This window comes from Actinophytocola sp. (genome assembly GCF_035712165.1).
GTDB lineage: Bacteria > Actinomycetota > Actinomycetes > Mycobacteriales > Pseudonocardiaceae > DASYTH01.
Window position 1 is genome coordinate 1 of sequence record NZ_DASTBH010000228.1, and the last position, 24,648, is coordinate 24,648.

The following is a 24,648-nucleotide window of genomic DNA, read 5'->3' on the forward strand; positions in this document are numbered from 1 at the left end:
GTAGGCGATCGCGTAGCTGGCGGCGGCGGCCAGCAACGCCAGCGCACCCCAGCTCGCCATGCCCTCGGCGTGCCACGGGGCGAAGATCAGCAGTACCCCGGCGAAGCCGAGCAGCAGCCCGCCCAGCCGGACCGGGGAGGCGGACCGCTCGGTGCCGATCCCGATCCCGATGAGTAGCGCCCACAACGGGGTTGTGGCGTTGAGCACACCGGCCACTCCGGTGTCCACGGTCAGCTCACCGACGGCGAACAGGGTGAACGGGATCACGTTGCCGAAGATCGCCGCGACGACCATGTGGCCCCACACCCAGCGCTCCCGGGGCAGCCGCTGCGCGGTGGCCAGACACAGCGTGACCAGCAGGCCGGCCCCGAGCACCGAGCGGATCAGCGCGATCTGCACCGGCGAGAACCCCTGCAGGGCGAGTTTGATCCACAGGAAGCTCGATCCCCAGAGCAGGGCCAACAGGCCCATCCGAACCAGGCTGCCACGGTTTCCGCTGATCACGGCCTCACGTTGCCGCAGGAAACCCGCCAGGACAAGTGAATAGTGATACATGAACCGTTAAGCAAAGCTGTAAGCTCGCGGCGTGCTCGACGTTCGCCGGATGCAGGTGCTGCGCGCTGTGGTGACCAGCGGTTCGATCACCGCGGCTGCCGCCAATCTTGGTTTCACCCCGTCCGCGGTGAGCCAGCAGATCGCCGCCCTGGAGCGCGAGACCGGGCTCCCGCTGCTCGAGCGGATCGGCCGGGGCGTGCGCCCGACCGCGGCCGGCACGCTGCTCACCGAGCACGCCGGGATCATCTGCCGGCGCGTCGCCGAGGCCGAGTTGGCGCTGGCCGACCTGCGCGCCGGACGCACCGGCCGGATCGCCATCCGCTACTTCGCCACCGCCGGCCTGGCCCTGGTGCCACCGGCGCTGGCCACCCTGCGCCGCGAGCACCCCGGCGTGCAGGTCGACCTGAAGCTGACCGACCCGGAGGACCCGTTGCCGGAGGTGCGGCAGGGCCGGGCGGACGTGGCGATCGTGGTGGTGCCGCCCGGCACCGACCCGGCCTCGGACGGCATCCGGCTGGTGCACCTGCTGGACGACCCGTACCGGGTGGTGCTCCCGCGCGGCCACCGGCTCCAGCGCAAGCGGGTGATCGACCTGGCCGACCTGGCCGAGGAACCCTGGGTGGGCAACGAGTGGCCGATCGGGCCGTGCGTGCGGCTGGTGCTGGACGGCTGCGCCGCCGCCGGGTTCACGCCGAGCTTCGTGGTGGAGTCCGAGGACTACGCGACCGCCCAGGGGTTCGTCGCGGCCGGGCTGGGGGTCAGCCTGATCCCACGGCTGGGCCTGGGCAGCCCGCATCCCGGCGTGGTGGTGCGCCGGGTGACCCGACCGGAGCCGGTCCGGGTGATCCAGGCCGCGGTCCGCGCGTCCGCGCTGGACACCCCGGCCATGACCTGCCTGCTCACGGCCTTGCGCTCGGCCGCGTCCCTAGCTGTTTCATAGGGCGCGCGCGGTCATCCCCCCGGACCCGCCGCGACGAAGTCGTCGATGAGCAGCCGGCCGTCCCGCTCGGCCATGGAGAAGGCGTAGACCTCGGTGGACTGGGCGCCCGTCTTGGCCGTCATCTTCAGCACCGCCCCGACCTGGTTGCCCTTGGCGGTGGACTGCAGCACCTCGACCGCGCTGATCTGGGCCCACGCCTGGTTGTAGGCGTCCTGCGTGCCGTACCGGCCCCGGGCCTGGTCGGTCAGCAGCTGCCAGGCCGCCGCCGGGTTGGCCGGCAGCAGTCCGAAGTACTGCCGGATGACCGCCTCCGGGTTGAGCGCCGCCGGCACGTTCGGCGCCGCAGCGCTGGACGAGCCCGCCGGTTTGCTGGTCGTGGTCGTCGCGGTGGTGGTGGTCGGCGCCGCGCTCGCGGTGGTCGAGCTCGGCGGCGCGGCCCGCGAACTGGACAGCGGGGCCTGCTGGGACTGGGACTGCGGGTCCGGCTGGTTCCGGGTGAAGAAGCTGGCGACCAGGATGCCGACCAGCGCCGCGACCACGATCGCCACCACGGTCAGCACGATCGAGCGCACGTTGCGCGGGCTCGACGGCCGGATGGCGTGCTGCGGCGGCCGGCCGTTGGCCGGGCGGGCCGGCGGCGGTGGCTCGGTCAGCGGATGCGCGTCCAACCGGGTGGCCTCGGTGCCCAGGGGCGGGCTCGGCGGGCCGACCGGCAGCGACCCGCGCATCGGCGGGATCACGTCGGTCCGGCCGGCCAGCATCGCCGGTTTGCCGGCGGCGACCGCGGCCAGCCCGTCCCGCGCGGCCACCATGGTGGGCCGGTCGTTGGGGTCCGGACGCAGCAGCGACATCAGCAGCGCGGTGAGCGGCCCGGCCTGCCGCGGCGGGCTGACCCGCCCGGCGGCCACCGCGTACAGCAGCGCCAGCGTGTTCTCGCCCAGCCCGAACGGCGAGTGGCCCTCCACCGCGGTGTACAGCGTGGAGCCCAGCGAGAAGACGTCCGAGGCGGCGGTCGGCTCGTGGCCCTTGGCCACCTCGGGGGCGAGGTAGGCGGGGGTGCCGGCGAGCATCCCGGTCGCGGTCACCGTGACGTCGCCGGTGGCCCGGGAGATGCCGAAGTCGGTGATCTTGACGGTGCCGTCGTCACCGAGCAGCACGTTGGCCGGCTTGACCTCGCGGTGCACGATGCCGGCGGCGTGCGCGGCGATCAGCGCGGAGGCCACGCTGGTGCCGATCCGGGCGACCTGTTCCGGGGGCAGCGGTCCCTGCTCGGCGAGCACGGTCGCCAGGCTGCGCGACGGCAGGTACTCCATGACCAGCCACGGCTCGCCCTCGTGCTCGGCCACGTCGTAGACGGTGACCGCGTTCGGATGCGAGAGCCGGGCGGCGATCCGGCCCTCCCGCATCGAACGCAGCCGGGCCTCCTCCGCCTGGGCCAGGCTCAGGTCCGCGTGCAGCAGGAGTTGCTTGACCGCGACCGTGCGATGCAGCCGTTCGTCGAGGGCCTGCCACACCACACCCATGGCCCCGCTGCCGATCCGGGCGCCAAGGCGGTAGCGGCCGGCCACCACCCGGTCTTCAGTGGTCAACAAAGGCTCCCGTGATGATCAGGGCGAGGGCGGTTCCGTCACGGCACGGCCGGGCCGCCGGTGCCCGGCGCCGTCGTCGTTGTCCCCTGCGCGGGGGTCGTCGTCGTCGGGGTCGGGGTGGTCGTGGTGGTCACCCGACGGGGGGTCGTCGTGGTCGTGGGGGGATTGGTGGTGGTCGTCGTCGTGGTCGTCGTGGTCCGTGACGACGTGGTGGTCGTGGTCGGCGGCGCCTCGGTGGTGGTTGTCGTCTCCGTGCTGGTGGGCGCGACGACCTCGCCCTGCGCCGGCGGCGGGTTGTTGGTGACCGGGGTGTCCTGGTTGATCAGGATCCAGGCCAGGCCCGCGATCAGCGCGACCAGCAGCGCGGCGGACAGCCCCAGAATGACCCCGCGGGAGTGGTCGGCCTTGCGCGGCGGCGGTGGTGGCGCGATCGACGGGCGGGACCGGACCAGCTGGGTCTCGGCGGCGACCACCCGGGTCGGCTCGTCCGCCTCCGGGACCGGCAGCACGGGTGCGACCGGCATCCGGGGCATGGAGCTGAACGCCGGGTTCTCACCGCGGGCCACCGCGGTGAGCATGTCCCGGGCCTGCGCCGTGTTCGGCCGCAGCGTCGGGTCGGTGGCGAGCATGGCGTTCAGCACGTCGGTCAGCGGCCCGGCGACCCGCGGCGGGTTGATCTTCCCGGCGGCCACCTTGTGCAGCAGACCCAGCGTGTTGTCGGACAGCCCGAACGGCGGCTCACCCTCGACGGCCGCGTACAGCGTCGAGCCCAGCGAGAACACGTCGGAGGCCGGGGAGGGCTCCTTGCCGATGGCCATCTCCGGGGCCAGGTAGGCCGGGGTCCCGGCGATCATTCCGGTCTTGGTGACCGTCACGTCGTCGTTGGACCGGGAGATGCCGAAGTCGGTGATCTTCACCGAGCCGTCGTTGCCGAGCAGGATGTTCCCCGGCTTGACGTCCCGGTGCACGATGCCGGCGGCGTGCGCGGCCACCAGCGCGGCCGCCGAGCTGGCGCCGATCCGGGCGACCTCACGCGGGTCGAGCGGGCCCTGCTCGCTGAGCACCATGGCCAGGCTCCGCGACGGCAGGTACTCCATGATCAGACAGGGCGCGCCGTCCTCGTCGACCACGTCGTACACCGCGATCGCGTTGGCGTGGTGCAGCTTGGCGGCGATCCGGCCCTCGCGCAGGCACCGCTCCACGGCCTCGGTGGCCTCGTCGTCCGGCAGACCGGGCGAGAGCAGCACCTTCTTCACGGCGACGGTGCGGTTCAGCCGCTCGTCGTGGGCCCGGTAGACGACGCCCATCGCGCCGGTGCCGATCCGGTTGAGCACGCGGTAACGTCCGGCGACGATCCGGCCTTCGTCGGTCATCGCTCAGACTCCAAGGTTGCTGCCGTCAGCGTCACGCAACCTCCCTTGAAGCGTGCCCGCGCGATCCCGCCCGCCACAGGTTAAGCCGCTCACGCTCTGCACACGGAGGCAGGACGGGTGTAGTACACGCACGGCAGAACATTACGCCGGATGGGTGCCGTTCGCTTGACGCCCGGGGTCCGTTCAGCCCCGGGAAGCGGAGCGGATCTGCGCGCCGACGATCCGTTGGGGAAGCGTATCCGTAATCTTCAGAAGTTGCTGAATCCGCAGGTAGGTGCCGTCGGGCAGGCGCATCCGGACGCTGGCGAGCACGCCGTCGTCCTGCTCCCGGACCTCCAGCACGTGGACATCGGTCACACTCGCCCAGGAGCGGACGAACTCGGCCAGGTCGGTACCCAGCGCTGTCGCGTCCAGCAGCGAGAACGCCCGGTCGGGGGATTTCTGAATCAGGTCGTAGTACCGCAGGACCAGGGCCAGCTTGGACGGGGACGGGTCGACCGTGACCACCGGCGCGTCGGTGATGCTGGTGGTGCTGACCGGGGCATCGGTCAGCACCGGACCGCCGGTGTTCTCGATCACCCCGGTGGCCCGGGTCTCCCGCTCGGAGAGCCCGGGCGCGTTGTGCACGCCCCGCCCGGGCACCGCGCTGTTGAGCAGGTCGGGCAGCAGCGCGCGTTCCCCGGTGATCCCGAGATCCGGCCGGGCGGACCGCGGACCGGACGCGTTCTGGTGGCTGATCATGGATCCGATGCCGATCGCGACGCACAGGGCGAGCGCGCTCAGGCCGAGACAGATGACCTTGGCGAGGTGGACGCCGGTGTAGTGGGGACGGCGATGGGGAGTGGGCGGGTGTGGGGACGGGTCGGTCTCGGAGGGTCTCTCGGCCTCGTCGGCATCCGGCGGCTCGTCGTCCCGCGGTGGGGCCGGACCCGCTCGCCCGGTCCGCCGCGGCCGCCGGCTGATCAGATCCTTGGCGTGCACCGACCCGGAGCGGTGGTGCCGGCCAGTCGTCGGATGTTCCACTGCGCTGAATCCCTGCGGAGGTTGCTGTCATCGCACGCGGTCGTCGCGTTGCGCGTTTGGAGGAACTCGTACCGTAGTCAACGCTGTCCGCGCCACTTGTTCGCGATGTAGCACCCGAAGGTGGCGACCAATGACGTTGATCTTCACTCAATTGGGGCATTTGTTGACTGTCTGGCGGTAGACCTCGGAGCGCTCGACGCCGGCGCTCATCCGGCCGACCTGTCGCTGATGATCCGAGGATCCGGCCCCGAGCTGAAGGTGAGCTGACGTTCCACCGGCTTGCTCCGGCCGTCCTTGAACACCAGCAGCAGCTTGGTCCTGGTGGTCCACCAGGCCCGGTCGACGGACACCTTCCGGATCTCGATCCGCTCGATCCCGGCGTAGCGGCGGCTGATCCCGGCCGCACCGTCCTGCCGCATCCGCCCGCTGGTCAGTTCGTAGGCGGCCCTGGGGTTCTCGACGACCTGGTGGAAGTACATCTCGGTGAGGGCGCCGATCGACCTCGGCGCCGGTTGCGCCAGCGCCGCCGCCCCGCTCGGGCCGGCGGCCGCGAACGGCGTCATCGTCGGGGTCGGCGCCCGGGTCGGCGCCGCAGCGGGCCCGACCGGCGGACCAGCCGGGACGGGCGGCGCGGCCTGCGGTATCGCTCGCGGGCCGGCGGCGACCGCACTCGGCGGCCGCGCTGCGGTGGCCGTGGTCGTCCGGGCCGGGGTCGGATCGGCGGCCGGGGCCGGGCCGGCCGGCGGGCGCCCGGTGGTGGGCAGATCGGCGATCGTCAGCCGTTGGCTCGGCTGCGCCGGCAGCGCCTCGATGCTGTTGCGCCGGCTTGAATGTCCGTTCAGCAAGATCGTCGCGAGACCCATCGCGAAGGCCACGAACGCGGCGGTGCCGCCGGCGAACCAGGCGGCCCGGCGCCAGGTGCGGGGCGGCGTCACCGATGCCGGGATCGTGCCGAGGTTGAACTTCTGCAGCCCGGTCGGCGGATCCTGCCAGGTCTCGCCGAACTCCGCGGCCGACTGCTCGGACAGTTCGAGCGACGTGATCTCCCAGTTCGTTTCGCTCGTACCACGCCGATGCCTGCCCCGGTCCGACCGCGCCGCGATCAACCTCGACCAACCCGAAATGCTCACTCAGGCAACGGTATTTGGTTGCACAGCGTTGGAACGCTCGGGCGAAGCCGTTCCGCTTCGGCCACTCGGGCGAGTGAACACAGTGGGCATTACGCCCACTGCTCGTCTTGTTACTCGCCGGTCCGATAACGCTGTTGGGTTGCCTGCAGCGCTTTCGTTGCCGTGAGGCCGGAGCCCGCCCCCAGCAGGATCGCCAGGGTGTCGGCGAAACCGGCGCCGTTGGTCAGCAGCCAGGCGACCAGCGCGGCCGCCGTGGTGATGCCGGCGACCGGCCAGCGGCTGCGCACCCACTGGGCGACCGGTGCGCCGCCGGCCCGCTTGTTGGCGGCCGAGTTCAGCATGGCCAGGTAGCCGACGTGAGCCAGGGTCGCGATCACGGCCGCGATGGCGATGATGATGGCGATCAGGTTGAGCATGACTCCAGTGTGCCCGTGTTCGAGATGTACCGGGATGGGTGATGCCCCTGATATGGCCCGGAGCTGTGTTCGATCGGTGGCCGGTCAGCGCCCGAGCGGGCCGCGGCCCAGGGTGAGCAGCGCCATCGCCAGCTGCTGCCCTTCCTTGCCGAGCTCGCGGTACCGGGCCAGCACATCGTTCTCCCGGTTGAGCACCAGCCGGGTCCCGCCACTGGCCAGCCGGACCCGGCCGATCGTCTGGGAGATCTCCGTGCGGCGCTTGACCAGGCGCAGGATCTCGCCGTCCAGCCAGTCGATCTCCTGGCGCAGCTCGGCGATCTGTTCGGGTCCGGGCAGGGCGTCCGGGGTGGTCGGTTCGGGCGAGGCGGTGGTCATCGTGGTCCTCTGTGTCTGTCGTGGAGTCGGACCCTGGAGCGATGCGAAGCCCCGGGTCCGTGGACTCCGGGGCTTCGGTGTGGTCTGTCTGTGCCTACGCGACCACGGGAGCCGGAGTCCGGTTCCCGTAGAAAAACTCGAAGTAGCGCGTCCGCACGCCGCTGATTCTGGCACACCCGCCCGGTCGGGTCGATCCCTGTGCTCAAGCCGATGTCGAGCGCGGGTCGGCCACCGGCGCGGCGCGGGTGCCACGGGACGTGGGTGCCGCCCGGTACCGTTGTGGGCACGATGAGCGCTCTGTTCGAAATCCCGGTGCAGTCCCCACGACGCAAGCCCGATCCGGCCGCGCTGCTCGCCGATCTCAACGACGCCCAACGGCGCGCGGTCGAGCACACCGGCTCGCCGCTGCTCGTGGTCGCCGGGGCGGGTTCCGGCAAGACCAGGGTGCTCACCCGGCGGATCGCCTACCTCCTCGCCGACCGGGGCGTGCATCCCGGCCAGATCATGGCGATCACCTTCACCAACAAGGCCGCCGCCGAGATGAAGGAGCGGGTCGCCGACCTGGTCGGCAGGCGGGCCAATGCCATGTGGGTGTCCACGTTCCACTCGATGTGCGTGCGGGTGCTGCGCCGGGACGCCAAGACCCTGGGCATGAAGTCGAGCTTCTCGGTCTACGACGCCGACGACTCGCGGCGGCTGATCACGCTCGTCGCGCGGGATCTCGACCTGGACCCCAAGCGCTACCCGGCCCGGACCCTCGCGGTCGCCGTGTCCAACCTGAAGAACGAGCTGATCGACCCGGAGGCGGCGCGGGCGGCCGCCACCAACGATCTCGAGCGCCGGGTCGCCGAGGTCTACGCCGAGTACCAGTTGCGGCTCGGGCAGGCCAACGCGTTCGACTTCGACGACTTGATCATGCGCACGGTCGAGCTGCTGCAACGGTTTCCGGACGTCGCCGAGTACTACCGGCGCCGGTTCCGGCACGTGCTCGTCGACGAGTACCAGGACACCAACCACGCCCAGTACGTGCTGGTCCGCGAGCTGGTGGGCACCGACGACCCGGCCGAGCTGTGCGTCGTCGGCGACGCCGACCAGTCGATCTACGCCTTCCGCGGCGCGTCCATCCGCAACATCGTCGAGTTCGAGCGGGACTACCCGCAGGCCACGACGATCATGCTGGAGCAGAACTACCGGTCCACCCAGACGATCCTCTCCGCCGCCAACGCGGTGATCTCGCGCAACCCCAACCGCAAGGACAAGCGGCTGTGGAGCGCCTCCGGTGACGGCGAGAAGATCGTCGGCTATGTCGGCGACAACGACCGCGACGAGGCCGCCTTCGTGGCCGCGGAGATCGACCGGCTGGTCGACTCCGGCGACCTGCGCAACGGCGACATCGCGGTGTTCTACCGGACCAACAACCAGTCCCGGGTGTTCGAGGAGATCTTCATTCGGCTCGGCCTGCCCTACCGGGTGGTCGGCGGGGTGCGCTTCTACGAGCGGCGCGAGGTCCGCGACGCGCTGGCCTACCTGCGGGTGCTGGCCAACCCGGAGGACACGGTCAGCCTGCGGCGGATCCTCAACGTGCCCAAGCGGGGGATCGGCGACCGGGCCGAGGCGTGCGTGTCCACCCATGCCGAGCGGGAACGGATCTCCTTCGCCGCGGCGCTGCGGGACGCCGCGGCCGGCCGGGTCGGCCTGCTCAACCCGCGCTCGACCCGGGCCATCGCCGGCTTCGTCGAGCTGGTCGACGAACTGCGCGCGCTGATCGACGACGGACTGGACGTGGCCGAGGTGCTGGAGGCGGTGCTGGAGCGCACCGGCTACCGGGCCGAGCTGGACAGCAGCGAGGACCCGCAGGACGCCACCCGGCTGGAGAACCTCAACGAGCTGGTCAACGTGGCCCGCGAGTTCGCCACCGACGACCTGCCCCCGGCGGCCGACCCCTCGGTCGAGCCGCCGGCGGTCGAGCCGGGATCGCTGGCCGCGTTCCTGGAGCGGGTCTCGCTGGTCGCCGACGCCGACGCGGTTCCGGACGCCGACGAGGGGGCCAGCGGCGTGGTCACGCTGATGACCCTGCACACCGCCAAGGGCCTGGAGTATCCGGCCGTGTTCCTGACCGGGTGGGAGGACGGCGTGTTCCCGCACCTGCGGGCGCTGAGCGATCCGGCCGAGCTGGCCGAGGAACGCCGGCTGGCCTACGTCGGGATCACCCGGGCCCAGCACCGGCTCTACGTCTCCCGCGCCATGGTCCGCTCGTCCTGGGGCCAGCCGGTGGCCAACCCGCCGTCCCGGTTCCTCGACGAGATTCCCGCCGACCTGGTGGAATGGCGCCGCCTGGAGCCCACGCGGTCCGCGCCGAGCGCCCCCACCTGGGCCGTCCGCCGGGGCGACCGTCCGGCCACCCCGCCTCGCGCCGCGATGAAGGGCTGGCAGGACACCCCGGCCCTCAACCTCGAGGTCGGTGACCGGGTCAACCACGACAAGTACGGCCTCGGCACGGTCGTCGCCACCGACGGCGCCGGCCCTCGCGCCACCGCCACCATCGACTTCGGCTCCGCCGGCACGATCCGGCTGATGCTCATCGGCAGCGTCCCCATGGTCAAACTCTGACCGCCTCTCCGGAATTTTGATGCGGTTGTTGCGTTCCGGGCAACGGTGCGGTGTCGGGGTGGATTGTGGCTGGGTGGCGTCACGGTCCCCTGAGGTCGCTGTTGGTCGGGCACGGACTTCCCACAAAGATCCGCGGGACATGTCCTAACCGAACGCCAGTGCGAAATTGTCGGTGTCCCCTGGTTCACTCCGCGCATGGATCTTCAGCGACGAGGGGGAGCGTGGATGTGGACGAGATTCTCTACGGCGTCCTGGCCGAGGGTGTCGGCCGCTACCTGGACGGCGTCGACCGGCTGGCGGCGGCCGCGCCCGAGGCCGCCGGGGCCGAACTGCGCAGGTTGTCCGCCGCCTGGCGGGCGCTGCTCGGCCTGCACCGGCCGGCGGGCACCCGGCACCGGTGCTCGGGGTGCGCCGGCCGCGCGGCGATCTGCACGGTCTGGCGGGTGGCCAGCGCCTACTTCCTGCGCCGGATCAGAGCTTGATGCCGCGAGCGGACAGCCACGGCGCGGGGTTGAGCTTCTTGCCGGTGGCGTCCCAGATCTCGAAGTGCAGGTGCGGGCCGGTGGAGTAACCGCGGTTGCCCATCCTGGCGATCTGCTGGCCGGCCTTGACCTTCTGCCCTTCCTTCACCGAGAAGGTGTCCACGTGGCCGTACACGCTGATCGTGCCGTCCTCGTGCTGCACCCGTACCCAGAGGCCGAAACCGCTGGCCGGGCCGGCCTCGACGACCGTGCCGTCGGCCACGGCGAGGATCGGGGTACCGATCTTGTTCGCGATGTCCACCCCGTAGTGGGTCGTTCCCCACCGGGCGCCGAAGCCGGACGTGAGCGTGCCCTCGGCGGGCTTGACGTACTTGGCCCGGGTGGCTTCCGCCTGCTTGGCCTGCAGGTCGGCGGCCAGCGCCTGGCTGAACTTCTCGCTCGCGGCCATCTTCTGGGCCACCAGCGGACCGTCGGCGGTCCGGGCCACGGTGAGGATGTCCGGCGCCAGCGAGGTGTCGCCACCCACGCCGAGCAGAGCCGAGGCGTCGCCACCGGAGAGCGGAGCGAGATCGTTGTTGGGCTGCTGGCCCGTGACCTGAAGCGTCTGTCCGGCCGCCGCGGCCGCGAAAGCGCCGAGTGCGACTGCGGCAACGACAACCTTGCCGCGCGCCGCCGAAGACGGAGTCGTGACGCGGTACGAGCCGGTGCTGCTACGGATGCCCTGGTTCCGCGTCGAGGCGTGTTCTGCCTCGACAGGGTCCCTGGGTTGCTGTCGGCCGCCGGGGGAGCGGTGTCGAGCCAAGGCCTGCCCTTCCGTGTTCCGGGGAGTCCGGCCGACACACCTGCGCTCGCGGGGACGAGCCTTCGGTGGGACACCGGGCGGGGAACCCGGTTGAGCCGGCGATCGGGGGTTGCCGACTCCGTCCTTTCGTGACCGGACCGTGACAACGGACCGGTGGACAGTAACGAGTAGGTGGCGGTGAGGGCAACAGTCGTAACGCGTGTCGGCCGATCGGGTGGTGAATCGACTGTCACCTGTACTGCGTAAACAACGGAGGGTGAGTTCGGTATTACCTAGATAATGTGACCGTCGTTACACTGGTCGGGGGGTTTCAACAGGCAACTGAACGCGGACTGGAGCGTCATGGCACCCGCCGCGGCGAGCCGGAGTCGCCCAACTTGCTAGCGTTCATGCCAATGACTGAGCGGACCCGAACGCCGCAGGCGCGTCCCGCGCGGGCGCGGCGTGAACCGGATGAGACCGTGGACAACGTCGTCCGGACCGAGCGACTCGGCTGGTCAGAACTTCCCAACCGGCTACGGCTGGCGCTGCTGCTCGCGGTGCTCGGCGCCGGCTGCACGGTGCTCGGTCTGATCCTCGGTCTGGTCCAGCCGGCTCCGGCGCCCGGCTACTCGGCCCTGCCCCTGCTGATCGCGCTGGCGGTGCTCCCGGCCGTGCTGGCGGTGGGCGCGATCGTGGCCGGCCGGCCGGTGTTCGCGGCCGGCGTCCTGATGGGCTTCGCCCTGCTGGCTCCCGGCCGGGCGGTGGCGGATTTGCAGCTGGCCTGGGACGCGCTGCTGGCCTCCCGGCCCGAGCTGCTGGTGCCGACCAGCCTGGCGCCGATGTCCCCGGCGGCGGGGCTGTGGATCCTGCTGGCCGGGCACGTGCTGGTGGCCCTCGCCGGCCTGCTGGCGGTCGGCGCGGGCGCGCAGCCGGGTTCGGCCTATGCCGAGGAGCTCGAGGTCCCGGCCGGCACATCGGACCGGGGTGGCCGCCGCTACCTGATCGGGTGGGCGCTGGTCTGCGGCACGGTCGCCACGGGCGGCCTGCTGCTGCCGGCCTTCTACTCGCACGACGCCTTCCAGCTCACTCCCGAGGTGGTGGTCAGCCCGTCCCTGGTGCTCGCCGGGGGTCTGCTGACCATCGCGGCGGTGGTGCTCGGCTGCGTCGTGTTCACCGCGAGCGCGGTACCGCCGGCACTGGCCAGGGGCGGGCTGGTCGGACTGTTCGCCGGGGTGGCCGCGGTGACCATGCCCGCCATCGTGGCCGGGCTGGCCGTACCCCGGCTCGACCCGGCGCCGGGCCCCTACATCGCGCTCGGCGCGACCGGGTTGCTGGTACTGATCGTCTACCTGCGTTCGGAGGGCCGGGTGCGAGAAGCTGACCACTCCCGGACCGAGCTGCTGCTGGAGGCCAACCGCCTGCACCTGCTCGCCGGCGCGCTGGGCATCGTCGCCGGGCTGGCCGCGCTCGCCGGTGGGCTGGGCACTCAGCTCGTGGTGGAAGCGGGCCTGGAGCAACCGGAGAGCTTCGCCAACCGGCAGCTGGTCCCGGCCGGAGTCATCGTCGGCCTGCTCGGCGCGGCGCTGCTGGTCGGCCGGTGGTCCGCCGCGGTCCGGCCGGCCTTCACGGTCTCGCTCGCCGCGGTGCTCGTCGTGGGGGCCGGCACCCTGGACGCCGCGCTCACCGGCGCCGGCATCAGCCCGGACGTCCACGTCGGGTTCGGGGTCTGGGCGACCGGGGTCGCGATGGCCCTCGCCGTCGTCGCGGCGATCTGCGCCGGGGTCGCCGGCAGCGCCGAACGCGACGAGGTCGACCTGACCGAGGGCCGCCTGAACCAACCGGTGGTCGTCCCGGCCGGAGCGGCCGGTGTCCTGGCGATCGGCGCCTTCGCGCTGCCCGCCGTGCGGGCGCCGGACTTCGCCGCGCCGGGCATCTGGTCGGACTTCCGGCTCGGGTCCTGGGGCCTGCTGCTCGGTCTGGGGGTCGTGATCGCGGTGTGCGTGCTCGCGCCGCTGTCCCGGGCCGAACGCGGCGCTTCCTTGTTATTGGGCGCCGCGGCCGTGGTCGGCGTGCACCTGCTCGAGTTCCCGCTCACCAGTGGCCGGGCCGCCGGAGCCACTCCGGGGCCTGGAACCTGGCTGTCGGCCGCGTGCCTGGTGGCGCTGCTGATCGCGGCGACGGCCGCGCTCGTCGGTGGTTCCCGGCGACGGTGAGCCATCGCACAGGATGCGGCGTGCCGGCCCGGTCGGGGTCTCGATACTGTCCTTTCGTCCGACGGACGCCGCATTCAGGAGACTGACGAGTGGATCTGTACGAGTACCAGGCGAAGGAGCTCTTCGCCGCGCATGGGGTTCCGGTACTGCCCGGCACCGTGGTGACCACGCCGGAGGAGGCCCGGGCCGCCGCCGAGCAGCTCGGCCAGACCGTGGTGGTCAAGGCCCAGGTGAAGACCGGCGGCCGGGGCAAGGCGGGCGGCGTCAAGCTGGCCGACAACCCCGACGAGGCGCAGGCGAAGGCCGAGGCGATCCTCGGGCTGGACATCAAGGGCCACGTCGTGCGCCGGGTGCTGGTCACACCGGCCTCCGACATCGCCGAGGAGTACTACTTCTCCTTCCTGCTCGACCGGGCGAACCGCACCTTCCTGGCCATGGCGTCCGCCGAGGGCGGCGTCGAGATCGAGCAGCTCGCCGTGGAGCGGCCGGAGGCCCTGGCCAAGATCGCGATCGACCCGCTGGCCGGCGTCGACCTGACCAAGGCCAGGGAGATCGTGACGGCGGCGAGGTTCCCGGCCGAGGTCGCCGAGCAGGCCGCCGAGGTGATCGTCAAGCTCTGGGACACCTTCGTCGCCGAGGACGCCACCCTCGTCGAGGTCAACCCGCTGGTCCGCGACCCGCGCGACCAGGTCGTCGCGCTGGACGGCAAGGTCACACTGGACGACAACGCCTCGTTCCGGCACCCCGGTCACGCCGCCCTGGTCGACCAGGGCGCCGAGGACCCGCTGGAGGCCGCCGCCAAGGCGAAGGACCTCAACTACGTCAAGCTGGACGGCCAGGTCGGGATCATCGGCAACGGCGCCGGGCTGGTGATGTCCACTCTGGACGTCGTGGCCTACGCGGGCGAGGAGTTCGGCGGGGTCAAGCCGGCCAACTTCCTCGACATCGGCGGCGGCGCCTCGGCCGAGGTGATGGCCAACGGCCTGGAGATCATCCTGTCCGACCCGGACGTGCGCAGCGTGTTCGTCAACGTCTTCGGTGGGATCACCGCCTGCGACGCCGTGGCCAACGGCATCGTGCAGGCCTTCCAACTGCTCAACTCGCGCGGCGACGAGGTGAACCGGCCGATCGTGGTGCGGCTGGACGGCAACAACGCCGTCGAGGGCCGCAAGATCCTCACCGACGCGGCGCTACCCGGCCTGCAGCAGGTGGACACCATGGACAACGCGGCCCGGGTGGCCGCCCAACTTGCCGCGCAGGGGGCCTGAGTCGCGATGGCGATCTTCCTCAACGAGAACTCGAAGATCATCGTTCAGGGTATGACCGGGTCCGAGGGCACCCGGCACACCCGGCGGATGCTGCGTGCCGGCAGCAACGTGGTCGGTGGCGTGACCCCCGGCAAGGGCGGAAAGAGCGCCGACTTCAGTGACGTCCGCTCCGGCCTGTTCCTGCCGGTGTACAACTCGGTCGGCGAGGCCATGGCCGCCACCGGCGCGGACGTGACCGTGGTGTTCGTTCCGCCCCGGTTCGCCAAGACGGCCGTGGTGGAGGCGATCGACGCCGGCATCGGGCTGGCCGTGGTGATCACCGAGGGCATCCCGGTGCACGACACGGCGAGCTTCTGGGCACACGCCTGCGCCACCGGCAACAAGACCCGGATCATCGGGCCGAACTGCCCGGGCGTGATCTCCCCCGGCAAGTCCAACGCCGGCATCATCCCGGCCGACATCACCGGCCCGGGCCGGATCGGCCTGGTGTCCAAGTCCGGCACGCTGACCTACCAGCTCATGTACGAGCTCCGCGACATCGGCTTCTCGTCGGCCGTGGGGATCGGCGGCGACCCGGTGATCGGCACGACGCACATCGACGCCCTGGCCGCGTTCCAGGACGACCCGGAGACCGAGCTGATCGTCATGATCGGTGAGATCGGCGGGGACGCCGAGGAGCGCGCGGCCGCCTACATCCGGGACAACGTCACCAAGCCGGTCGTCGGCTACGTGGCCGGCTTCACCGCGCCGGAGGGCAAGACCATGGGCCACGCCGGGGCCATCGTGTCCGGCTCCTCGGGCACCGCGGCGGCCAAGAAGGACGCCCTGGAGGCCGCCGGTGTCCGGGTGGGCAAGACCCCCTCGGAAACCGCCGAACTGGCCAGGTCACTGGTTCGCGCCTGATTGTCCGTCTTACGAACGTCGGGCCGGGCGTTGGTGTAGCGTCCGGCGCACCGACGGTCCAAATGAGCTGAGGAGAAGCGCGCGATGACCTACCCAGGCGGTGGACCAGGAGGGTTTCCTGGCCAGGGCCCGCAGCAGCCCCAACCGGGCCCCGGTTACGGAGCGCCGGCCGGCGGCGGCATGAAGCTGGGCATCCCGCAGATCGCGTATCTGGCCACGGCCGGCCTCGGTGTGCTGAACCTGTTCTTCGGGTTCGCCGCGCTGGCCGGTGAGGCGAGCTTCTTCGAGGCCCTCACCGGATGGGTTCCCGGGCTGCTGCTCATGTCGGGGCTGGCCGCGCTGGTCGGCTTCCTGCCCGGCGACAACAAGCCCGGACCGTGGCCCGCGATCTTCGCCATCGGCGGGATCGTCCCGTTCATGTTCACCGTCTTCCAGGCCAGTGGCGACCTGGGCACCGGCGGCGTGCTCATCATGATCTTCGGAATCCTCCAGATGCTCGCGGGGGTCGGCGCCTACCTGCTGGACGCGGGGATCATCAAGATGCCGCCGCCCGGCCAGCGCGGCCCGGTCTACGGCCAGCCCGGCGGCCAGTACGGCCCGCCGCCCGGGCAGCAGCAGTTCCCGCCGCCGCCCGGCCAGTACGGCCAGCCCGGCGCGCAGACGCAGTACCAGCCGCAGCCCGGCCAGTTCCCGCCGCCGGGACCGCAGCACCCCGGCACCCCGCCCGGCGGATACCCGCAGCAGGGCTGAAGTCGCGCGTCCTGGTGTCGATCCAGGCGCCTCGAGATCATGAGTCCCAAGTGGCCACCGGGCCACGCGCGGAGCCAACCCGTCAGCCATCCGGCTGGCGGGTTGGTCGTTTTGTGGAGAACGAGGGTGTCGAACCCTCCGCGGTGATCTTGCAAGGATCACCTGCGCGCCGGCGCGTTCCCCGTGCGCTCCCCTCCCAGGACTCGAACCTGGTGCCTCCCGGTTAACAGCCGGGCGTGCAACCCGTTACACCTCAGGGGATCGCGGAATTGTCGAGCAGCTCGGAAATGCGATGAATGGCATGCCAAAAAAGCGAGCCGCCCATCGGATTCCCGATGGGCGGCTCCCCTGGCATGACCTCTTTTTTCGGTCATGGCGGGAAGCCGGGCGCGTTGCTCATCAGCGCATACGCGGAGCGCGGGGCTCGCTTCCGCATGTTCGCCATGACCTCTCCTCTGTCTTCCTGGTGTCCTGTTCAGGATGCGTGGCGACGGGTGACCCGTCAACGCATTTGATTTCGGTGCACCTGAATAGGAGTGGGGCCGGGGCGCGGGGACAATAGGGCCTGTGTGGTTCGGCATTCTCGGCCCGCTCGAGGTCCGGTCGGCCGGCGGCGACCCGGTCGACGTCGGCGGTCCCCGGCAGCGCGCGCTGCTGGCCCTGCTGCTGCTCGACGCCGGCCGGGTGGTCGGCATCCCGCGACTGGTCGACGGGCTGTACGGCGAGCAGCCGCCGGGCGACGCGGGAAACGCGCTGCAGTCCCAGGTGTCCCGGTTGCGCCGCCGGCTCGGCGGGCTGATCGAGCTGCGGCCCGCCGGCTACCGGCTCGACGTCGACCCCGAGGACGTGGACGCGCACCGGTTCGAGCGCCTGGCCGGCGACGGCCGTCGGGCGCTGGCCGCGGGCGACGCGGCGACGGCGGGCCGCAGTGCTGCGCGAGGCGGGCGAACTGTGGCGGGGGCCGGCCCTTGCCGACGTGGCGGAGGCGCCGTTCGCCGGTCCCGCCGCGACCCGGCTGGCGGAGTTGCGGGTGGCGGCGGTCGAGGACCAGGCCGAGGCCCGGCTCGCGCTGGGCGAGCCGGACGGTCTGGTCGCCGACCTGCGGGCCCTGGTGGCCGCCTACCCGCTGCGCGAACGGTTACGCGGTCAGCTCATGCGCGCGCTGCACGGCGCCGGGCGGCCGGCCGAAGCGCTGGCGGTGTTCGAGGACGGCAGGCGGCGGCTGGCCGAGGAGCTCGGCGCGGATCCGTCCGCCGAGCTGACCGAGGCGCATCTGGCCGTGCTGCGCGGATCCGGACCGGCGCCGCGCGCGTTGCCGGCCCAGCTGACCAGCTTCGTCGGGCGGGAGGCGGAGCTGGCCCGGGTGCACGCGTTGCTGGCCGGCGCGCGGCTGGTCACGCTCACCGGGCCGGGTGGCGCCGGCAAGACCCGGCTGGCCGTCGAGACCGCCGCCCGGCACCCGGGCGAGGTGTCCTTTGTGGATCTGGCGCCGGCGGTCGACGTGCCCCGGGCGGTGCTGGGCGCGTTGGGGTTGCGCGAGTCCGGGCTGCTGCCGGCCACCGGCGGGCCGCCGGACACGGCCGGCCGGCTGGTGGCCGCGCTCGCCGACCGGCCGGTGCTGCTGGTGCTGGACAACTGTGAGCACGTGGTGGGTGCGGCGGCGGAGCTCACCCACCGGCTGCTGGCCGGTTGCCCGCGGCTGCGCGTGCTGGCCACCTCCCGGGAACCGCTCGGGATCACCGGGGAGGCGCTGCATCCGTTGCCACCGCTGTCGATCGGCTCGGCGGTGCGGCTGTTCACCGAGCGGGCCGCCGCGGTCGCACCGGGTTTCCGGGCTGACGACACGGTGCGCCGGATCTGTGCCGCCCTGGACGGGTTACCGCTGGCCATCGAGCTGGCCGCGGCCCGGCTGCGCACCCTGACGCTGGCCGAGGTCGAGTCCCGGTTGGACGACCGGTTCCGGTTGCTGTCCCGGGGCAGCCGCACCGCCGCGCCCCGGCACCAGACGCTGCGGGCGGTGGTCGAGTGGAGCTGGGACCTGCTCGACGCCGACGAGCGCACGCTGGCCGCCCGGTTCGCCGTGTTCGCCGGTGGCGCGTTGCGGGAGTCGGTCGCCGCGGTGTGCGGGCTGCCCGCCGACACGGCCGACGACCTGCTCGCCGGTCTGGTGGACAAGTCCTTCGTGGACGTCGAGGCGGGCCGGTACCGGATGCTGGAGACCATCCGGACCTTCTGCCTGGAGCGACTGGCCGAAGCCGGCGAGGAGGACCGGCTGCGGCGCGCGCACGCCGAGCATTTCCGGGACCTGGCCGCCACCGCGGACCCGCACCTGCGCCGGGCCGAGCAGCTGACCTGGCTGGCCCGGCTGTCCGCCGAGCACGGCAACCTGGACGCGGCGCTGCGGCACACGCTGGCCGCCCTGCCGGACCTCGCGCTGGGCCTGGTCGGTGCGCTGTCCTGGTACTGGTACCTGCGCGGGATGCGCGGCGAGATCGCACCGCTGGCCGCCGAGCTGTCCGACCGGGTGGCGGCGGCCGGCGAGGAGTACGCGCTGTGCGTGCTGTGGGCGGTGAACGGCGGGTCCGGACGGACCGAGCACGTCGAGCGGCTGCGGGAGATCATGACCACCCTGCCCGGCCCGGTACGCCAGCCCTACCTGCTGGTCGGCTGGGCGCTGTTCGCCGGGCCGCCGGGGCCGGACAGCCAGCCCGGGCCGCTGCTGGACTGGTTCACCACCCAGGCCGATCCGTGGCTCGCCGGGCTGGCCCGGTTCGGGCGCGCCTTCGGCGACTGGTACGCGGACGGCTCGGCGCTGGACGCGGCCGAGCAGGAGTGCGTCGCCGCGCTCGATCTGCTCGCCAGCACCGGCGACCGCTGGGCGACGGCCACCGCCCTCGACGCGCTGGCCACGTTCGCCGAGGCACGCGGCGACCTGTCCCGCTCGCTGGAGCTCACCGACCAGGCGCTGGCGGCGATGATGGCGCTCGGCGCCGTCGAGGAACTCGCCGACCTGCGCTGCCGCCGCGCCGACCGGCTGCTCGGCGCCGGTGACCTGGACGCCGCCGGCCCGGACTACGCGCTCGCGGTGGAGTTGGCCGGCCGGGCCGGGGTGCCGGCGACCCGGGCATTGGCCCAGGCCGGCCTCGGCGAGATCGCCCGGCGCCGGGGCGACCTGCCCGCCGCGCGGCGGCTGCACGAGCAGGCCCTGGCCGGTACGGCCTCGGACTGGCTCAACATCAGCGCACGCTCGCACGTGCTGACCGGGCTGGGCCGGCTGGCCGAGTCCGAGGGCGCGCCGGACCGGGCCCGCGCGCTGTACCAGGAGGCGATCGAACTGGCCCGGGACAGCCACACCCCGGCTCTGGCCGCCGCCGCCGAGGACGGCCTGGCCAGACTCAGGAGTAGTCCTTGAGCGTGATGTTGCTCGCGATCTTCCGGTCCATCCGGCCGATCATCCTGGTCATCGGCCCGCTGCCGAGCAGCAGCGTCATGAGGTTGCGCTGCCGGATCCGCCCACGGGTGGCCGGCGCCAGGAAGTTCGCGGCGCCGATGCCCTGGCCGCGCCGGGCGTACGGAACCATGATCTCCTCGTAGGCCGGGAACGCCGTGGTGTGGTCGCCGGCGGCCGCGGCCAGCTCACCGGCCAGCACGTAGGCTCCGACCACGCTCGCCCCGGTGCCCATGCCGCCCAGCCCGGCCCCGTGCGCGGCGTCGCCGAGCAGCGCGAACCGGCCGCTGGTGATCCTCGGCAGCCGGACCATGCTGATCGAGTCCAGGTAGAACTCCGACGCGGCGCGCACCGCCTCGATGATCTCCGCAGTGCGCCACCCGGCTCCGGCGTACGCACCCGCCACGATCTCCTTCTGCCCGGCCGGATCGGCCCGGTCGAGGTGCAGCGGCGGGGTGCGGAACACCAGCAGCCCGGGCGACACCATGCGGCCGGGTTCGTTGTACACCAACAGGTTCGGCTCGTCCTGCCAGTAGGCCGGCACGTTGAAGCTGGCGAAGTAGGCGCCGCCGTACCGGCTGTACCGCTCCTCCGGCCCGAAGGCCAGCGACCGCACCCCGGAGTGCATCCCGTCCGCGCCGATCACCAGGTCGAAGGTGCGCGGCGTGGCCCGCTGGAACGTCACGTGCACACCGTGCGGCGTCTCGGCGATCCCGGTGATCCGATCGCCGAACAGGTACTCGGTGTCGTCCCGGGTCGCCTCGTACAGCACCCGGCTGAGGTCGCCCCGCAGGATCTCCACGTCGCCACCGGCGAAGTCGGCCGGCAGCCCCGCCCGCCGCCGGCCCCGCTCGTCCACGAACACCCACGGTTTCGGCGAGGTGCGCCGCTGCCGGATCTCCTCCAGCAGCCCCATTCTGCTCAACACGCCGAGGTGCGCCGGACCGCGGAAGTCCACCGCCGCCCCGCCCTCCCGCAACGTCTCCGCCCGCTCCACGACCGTCGGGCTGAACCCGAACCGCCGCAGCCAGAACGCCAGAGCCGGGCCGGCCACGCTCGCCCCGGAGATCAGGATGTTCTTGTTCATCATGGGCGCCAGCGTCCGGGGCGCCGCCTACCGCCGGCCTACCGTTGGCTGACCGTCGGCGTGGCTACTCCGAATGGCCTAGTCATGATGTCAGAGTGTGTTCGTGCGGCTACTCCGTGCGGCTCCGGTCGAGCTCGAGGACACCCTGGCCGGCGACCCGTTCGCCGTCCGGGCGCCGGTGCTGGCCATGGCCGCGCTCGGTCCGCTGATCACCGGGTACGCCGCCGTGGCCGCCGTGCTCGCCGTGGTCACGTCGGTGGCCGCCCGGGCGACCTTCAGCACCACCGGCGTGCTGGCCGCGGCCGCACCGGGATGGCTTGCCGCACACCAGGTCCCGCTGCGCATCGAGGGAGCGGAACTGGGCGTGCTGCCGTTGCTGCCGACGATCGCGGCGGCCGTCCTGGTGGCCCGGACCGCCTCGGCCGCGGCCGAGCGCCTCGACCTGCGCACCCCCCGGACGGCCGGTCACCTGGTCGCCCTGATCGCCGCCGGGCACGCGGTTTTCGGCCTGGTGCTGGGGTTGTCGACGGTCGGCGGTCCGGTCACGGTCAACCTGGTCGCCGCCCCGGCCGGTCCGGCCGTGCTCGCCGGGCTCGCCGCGACGGTCGGGGTCGCGCGCCACGCCGGGCTGCTCGACCTGGCTTTCGACCGGATCGACCCGGTCACGAGGGCCGGGCTGGGGGCCGGCGCCGTCGCGGTCGCGGTGTTGCTCGCCGCCGGGGCCGTGCTGTTCGGACTCGGCCTGGCCACCGGGTTCACCGCGGCCGGCGGAATGTTCCAGCGCACCGCGGGCGGGCTGGGCGGAAACCTCGGCCTGTTGCTGCTGTGCGCCGGATACCTGCCGAACGGGGTGGTGGCGGGCACGTCCTTCGTGGCCGGCCCCGGGTTCTCGCTCGGGGCGATCTCGGTGGCGCCGTTGAACTTCACCGGCGGTCCGGTGCCCGATCTGCCGCTGCTCGCGGCGCTGCCGGACCGGGCGGCCGGATGGTGGACGTTGCTGCTCGCGGTTCCGGTCGGGGTCGGGGTGCTCATCGGGCGGCTGCTGCGGGAGGTGTCCGAGGTGGCGCTGGTCCGGCTGCATGCGGTCGGCGTGGCCCTCGCGGTGCTCGTGCTGAGCCTGGCGGTGCTGGCCGCGCTGACCGGCGGAGCGCTGGGCGGCGGCCGGTTCGATCCGGTCGACCTGCATCCGGTGCGGCTGGCGCTGGCCCTGCTCGTCTGGGTGGGCGTGGTCGCCGCGGTCGTGGTGTCGGTCAGCCGGCCCCGGTGGTCCGACGACGATCTCTACGACGAGGACGAACTGGATCCGCTGGACGAGGAGGCGATGGAGGACCCGGACGAGGAACCAGTGGAGGAACCGGGCGAGGACGCGGCGGAGCCGGACGAGGACGCGGTGGAGGCCGAGCCCGCCGAGGAACCGGACGACGAGCCCGAGCCGGAACCGGTGGCGGGCGAGGAAGAACCGGTCAAGAAGGACCTGGCCGACGAGTCCGACTAGCCGCCACCTACGCTGGCCCGGTCCGCAAGTCCAATCCCCACGGGAGATCATGCCCAGCTCACCCGGCTCCCCACCCAGGCCGCCGGCCAGGGTCGTCGTCCTGGTTTCCGGTTCGGGCACGCTGTTGCAGGCGCTGCTGGACAGCGCCCGGGCGGACTTTCCGGCCCGGGTGGTCGCGGTCGGCGCGGACCGGGACGGCATCGAGGGCCTGGACCGGGCCCGCAGGGCCGGTGTTCCGGCGTTCACGGTCCGGCTGGCCGATCATCCCGACCGGGCCGCGTGGGACGCGGCGCTGGCCGACGCGGCTGCCGCGCACCGGCCCGACCTGGTCGTCTCCGCCGGCTTCATGAAGATCCTCGGTCCGGGTTTCCTGGACCGGTTCGCCTGCCCGGTGCTGAACACGCATCCGGCGTTGCTGCCGGCGTTTCCCGGTGCGCACGCGGTCGCCGACGCGCTGGCTTACGGGGTGAAGGTGACCGGCTGCACCGTGCATCTGGTCGACGCGGGGGTGGACACCGGACCGATCGTGGCCCAGGAGCCGGTCGCGGTCGAGCCGGGCGAGGACGCCGGCAAGCTGCACGAGCGGATCAAGGTGGTGGAGCGGCGGCTGTTGGTCGACGTGATCGCCCGGATTGCCCGCGAGGGTTACACCGTGAACGGACGAGAGGTGAGCATTCCGTGACGTCCACTGTGGACGAACGGCGACCGGTTCGGCGGGCGCTGATCGGAGTTTCGGACAAGGCCGGACTGCTGGAGTTGGCGACCGGCCTGCACGCCGCCGGAGTGGAGATCGTGTCCACCGGCGGCACCGCGCGCGTGATCGCCGACGCGGGCGTGCCGGTGACGCCGGTCGAGGAGGTCACCGGGTTTCCGGAGTCGCTGGACGGCCGGGTCAAGACCCTGCACCCCCGGGTGCACGCCGGGCTGCTCGCCGACCTGCGCAAGCCGGCGCACGTGCAGTCGCTGGCGGCGCTCGGGATCGCGCCGTTCGACCTGCTGGTGGTGAACCTGTACCCGTTCGTGCGGACGGTGCTGTCCGGCGCGGATCTCGACGAGTGCGTCGAGCAGATCGACATCGGTGGTCCGGCGATGGTGCGGGCGGCGGCGAAGAACCACGCGAGCGTGGCCGTCGTGGTGGATCCCGGACGCTACGGCTGGGTGCTCGACCGGGTCCGGTCCGGCGGGTTCAGCCTGACCGACCGGCGCGCGCTGGCGTCGGCGGCCTTCCGGCACACGGCCTCCTACGACGTGGCGGTCGCGTCCTGGATGGGGAGCAACCTGTCGCCGGACGACGAGGGCTCCGGCTTCCCCGGCTGGGTCGGGGCGAGTTGGAACCGCGGCGACATCCTGCGGTACGGCGAGAACCCGCACCAGCGGGCCGCGCTGTACCGGTCCGAGTTCGGGCCCGCGGGCCTGGCGGCAGCCGAGCAGCTGCACGGCAAGGAGATGTCCTACAACAACTACGTCGACGCCGACGCCGCGTGGCGGGCCGCGTTCGACCACGACGCGCCCAGTGTGGCGATCATCAAACACACCAACCCGTGCGGGCTCGCGGTGTCCACTGTGGACTCGATCGCGGACGCGCACCGCAAGGCGCACGCCTGCGACCCGGTCAGCGCGTTCGGGGGGGTCATCGCCGCCAACCGGGAGGTGACGGTGGACATGGCGGAGCAGGTCGCCGAGGTGTTCACCGAGGTGATCGTCGCTCCGTCCTATGCGGATGGTGCGCTGGACGTGCTGACCCGCAAGAAGAACATCCGGATCCTGGTCGCCGAGCCGCCGGTCCGCGGCGGCGCGGAGTTCCGGCCGATCTCCGGCGGCATGCTCATGCAGAGCAAGGACGTGCTGACCGCCGAGGGTGATGACCCGGCCAAGTGGACCCTGGCCACCGGCGCGGCCGTGGACGACGCGACCCTGGCCGACCTGGCGTTCGCCTGGCGGTGCTGCCGGGCGGTGAAGTCCAACGCGATCCTGCTGGCCGACTCCGGCGCCACGGTGGGGGTCGGCATGGGCCAGGTCAACCGGGTCGACGCCGCGCGCCTGGCGGTCCAGCGCGCGGGCGACCGCGCCGCCGGCGCCGTGGCCGCGTCCGACGCGTTCTTCCCGTTCCCGGACGGTCTGCAGGTTCTCCTCGAGGCCGGCGTGCGCGCCGTGGTCCAACCCGGCGGCTCGGTCCGCGACGCCGAGGTGATCGCCGCCGCCGAAAC

The 24,648-nt window shown here is 72.4% G+C and carries 20 protein-coding genes, 1 tRNA gene and 1 pseudogene; 12 read left to right on the top strand and 10 right to left on the bottom strand.

Annotated elements, in window-relative coordinates:
* The coding region (locus tag VFO68_RS12830) for a DMT family transporter (protein ID WP_325158470.1) at positions 1-471 on the bottom strand (471 nt) is incomplete at its 3' end.
* 115 nt (positions 472-586) lie between these two features.
* On the opposite strand from VFO68_RS12830, the gene VFO68_RS12835 reads away from it, so the two are divergent.
* Positions 587-1,495, top strand: coding sequence for a LysR family transcriptional regulator (locus tag VFO68_RS12835; RefSeq protein WP_325158471.1), 909 nt, complete (start codon positions 587-589; stop codon positions 1,493-1,495).
* Between the two features lie 11 nt (positions 1,496-1,506).
* Here VFO68_RS12835 and VFO68_RS12840 read toward each other — a convergent pair whose 3' ends face one another.
* The 6 genes from VFO68_RS12840 to VFO68_RS12865 all read right to left on the bottom strand — a co-directional run bounded on the left by VFO68_RS12840 (position 1,507) and on the right by VFO68_RS12865 (position 7,401).
* Positions 1,507-3,084 (bottom strand): serine/threonine-protein kinase, encoded by a 1,578-nt coding sequence (locus VFO68_RS12840; protein WP_325158472.1) that lies wholly within the window; start codon positions 3,082-3,084, stop codon positions 1,507-1,509.
* A 38-nt stretch (positions 3,085-3,122) separates the two neighbouring features.
* Entirely contained in the window at positions 3,123-4,457 is a 1,335-nt protein-coding gene (locus VFO68_RS12845) for a serine/threonine-protein kinase (protein WP_325158473.1), read from the bottom strand.
* A gap of 183 nt (positions 4,458-4,640) precedes the next feature.
* On the bottom strand, positions 4,641-5,480 hold the full coding sequence (locus VFO68_RS12850; protein WP_325158474.1) for a hypothetical protein: 840 nt from the start codon (positions 5,478-5,480) through the stop codon (positions 4,641-4,643).
* Between the two features lie 206 nt (positions 5,481-5,686).
* Positions 5,687-6,610 carry a hypothetical protein gene (locus VFO68_RS12855; protein WP_325158475.1) on the bottom strand — a complete coding sequence of 308 codons (924 nt, stop codon included), beginning with the start codon at positions 6,608-6,610 and terminating at the stop codon, positions 5,687-5,689.
* A 110-nt stretch (positions 6,611-6,720) separates the two neighbouring features.
* A complete protein-coding gene (locus tag VFO68_RS12860; protein WP_325158476.1) occupies positions 6,721-7,026 on the bottom strand; it encodes a hypothetical protein in 306 nt (101 codons plus the stop codon).
* A gap of 84 nt (positions 7,027-7,110) precedes the next feature.
* Entirely contained in the window at positions 7,111-7,401 is a 291-nt protein-coding gene (locus VFO68_RS12865) for a chorismate mutase (RefSeq protein WP_325158477.1), read from the bottom strand.
* A gap of 288 nt (positions 7,402-7,689) precedes the next feature.
* On the opposite strand from VFO68_RS12865, the gene pcrA reads away from it, so the two are divergent.
* Both pcrA and VFO68_RS12875 read left to right on the top strand, forming a co-directional pair.
* Complete coding sequence (gene pcrA, locus VFO68_RS12870; RefSeq protein WP_325158478.1) at positions 7,690-10,011, top strand: DNA helicase PcrA; 2,322 nt, start codon at positions 7,690-7,692, stop codon at positions 10,009-10,011.
* 227 nt (positions 10,012-10,238) lie between these two features.
* Entirely contained in the window at positions 10,239-10,493 is a 255-nt protein-coding gene (locus VFO68_RS12875) for a hypothetical protein (RefSeq protein ID WP_325158479.1), read from the top strand.
* Here the strand turns inward: VFO68_RS12875 and VFO68_RS12880 are convergent.
* Positions 10,483-11,019 carry a M23 family metallopeptidase gene (locus VFO68_RS12880; protein ID WP_325158480.1) on the bottom strand — a complete coding sequence of 179 codons (537 nt, stop codon included), beginning with the start codon at positions 11,017-11,019 and terminating at the stop codon, positions 10,483-10,485. The two genes, VFO68_RS12875 and VFO68_RS12880, sit on opposite strands and share 11 nt — an antisense overlap.
* Positions 11,020-11,690: 671 nt before the next feature.
* On the opposite strand from VFO68_RS12880, the gene VFO68_RS12885 reads away from it, so the two are divergent.
* The 4 genes from VFO68_RS12885 (at position 11,691) to VFO68_RS12900 (ending at position 16,411) form a co-directional block, all read left to right on the top strand.
* Complete coding sequence (locus VFO68_RS12885) at positions 11,691-13,490, top strand: hypothetical protein (RefSeq protein WP_325158481.1); 1,800 nt, start codon at positions 11,691-11,693, stop codon at positions 13,488-13,490.
* An 89-nt stretch (positions 13,491-13,579) separates the two neighbouring features.
* Positions 13,580-14,758 carry an ADP-forming succinate--CoA ligase subunit beta gene (sucC, locus tag VFO68_RS12890; RefSeq protein ID WP_325158482.1) on the top strand — a complete coding sequence of 393 codons (1,179 nt, stop codon included), beginning with the start codon at positions 13,580-13,582 and terminating at the stop codon, positions 14,756-14,758.
* 6 nt (positions 14,759-14,764) lie between these two features.
* Positions 14,765-15,661: a succinate--CoA ligase subunit alpha gene (gene sucD / locus VFO68_RS12895; RefSeq protein ID WP_325158483.1), complete on the top strand. Its 897-nt coding sequence runs from the start codon at positions 14,765-14,767 to the stop codon at positions 15,659-15,661.
* Between the two features lie 84 nt (positions 15,662-15,745).
* Positions 15,746-16,411 carry a DUF5336 domain-containing protein gene (locus VFO68_RS12900; protein ID WP_325158484.1) on the top strand — a complete coding sequence of 222 codons (666 nt, stop codon included), beginning with the start codon at positions 15,746-15,748 and terminating at the stop codon, positions 16,409-16,411.
* Between the two features lie 188 nt (positions 16,412-16,599).
* Here the strand turns inward: VFO68_RS12900 and VFO68_RS12905 are convergent.
* A tRNA-Asn gene (locus VFO68_RS12905) sits at positions 16,600-16,672 on the bottom strand.
* Between the two features lie 423 nt (positions 16,673-17,095).
* On the opposite strand from VFO68_RS12905, the pseudogene VFO68_RS12910 reads away from it, so the two are divergent.
* Both VFO68_RS12910 and VFO68_RS12915 read left to right on the top strand, forming a co-directional pair.
* Positions 17,096-17,179: pseudogene (locus VFO68_RS12910) on the top strand (hypothetical protein); the annotation flags it as partial.
* Between the two features lie 160 nt (positions 17,180-17,339).
* Positions 17,340-19,823 (top strand): ATP-binding protein, encoded by a 2,484-nt coding sequence (locus VFO68_RS12915; RefSeq protein WP_325158485.1) that lies wholly within the window; start codon positions 17,340-17,342, stop codon positions 19,821-19,823.
* Here the strand turns inward: VFO68_RS12915 and VFO68_RS12920 are convergent.
* Positions 19,807-20,949 (bottom strand): FAD-dependent monooxygenase, encoded by a 1,143-nt coding sequence (locus VFO68_RS12920; RefSeq protein WP_325158486.1) that lies wholly within the window; start codon positions 20,947-20,949, stop codon positions 19,807-19,809. The two genes, VFO68_RS12915 and VFO68_RS12920, sit on opposite strands and share 17 nt — an antisense overlap.
* A 100-nt stretch (positions 20,950-21,049) precedes the next feature.
* On the opposite strand from VFO68_RS12920, the gene VFO68_RS12925 reads away from it, so the two are divergent.
* The 3 genes from VFO68_RS12925 to purH all read left to right on the top strand — a co-directional run.
* A complete protein-coding gene (locus VFO68_RS12925) occupies positions 21,050-22,441 on the top strand; it encodes a DUF6350 family protein (RefSeq protein ID WP_325158487.1) in 1,392 nt (463 codons plus the stop codon).
* A 49-nt stretch (positions 22,442-22,490) separates the two neighbouring features.
* Complete coding sequence (gene purN, locus VFO68_RS12930) at positions 22,491-23,123, top strand: phosphoribosylglycinamide formyltransferase (protein WP_325158488.1); 633 nt, start codon at positions 22,491-22,493, stop codon at positions 23,121-23,123.
* Positions 23,120-24,648, top strand: a 1,529-nt coding sequence (gene purH, locus VFO68_RS12935; protein ID WP_325158489.1) for a bifunctional phosphoribosylaminoimidazolecarboxamide formyltransferase/IMP cyclohydrolase, incomplete at its 3' end; no start/stop codon positions are given. The genes purN and purH, both read left to right, overlap by 4 nt.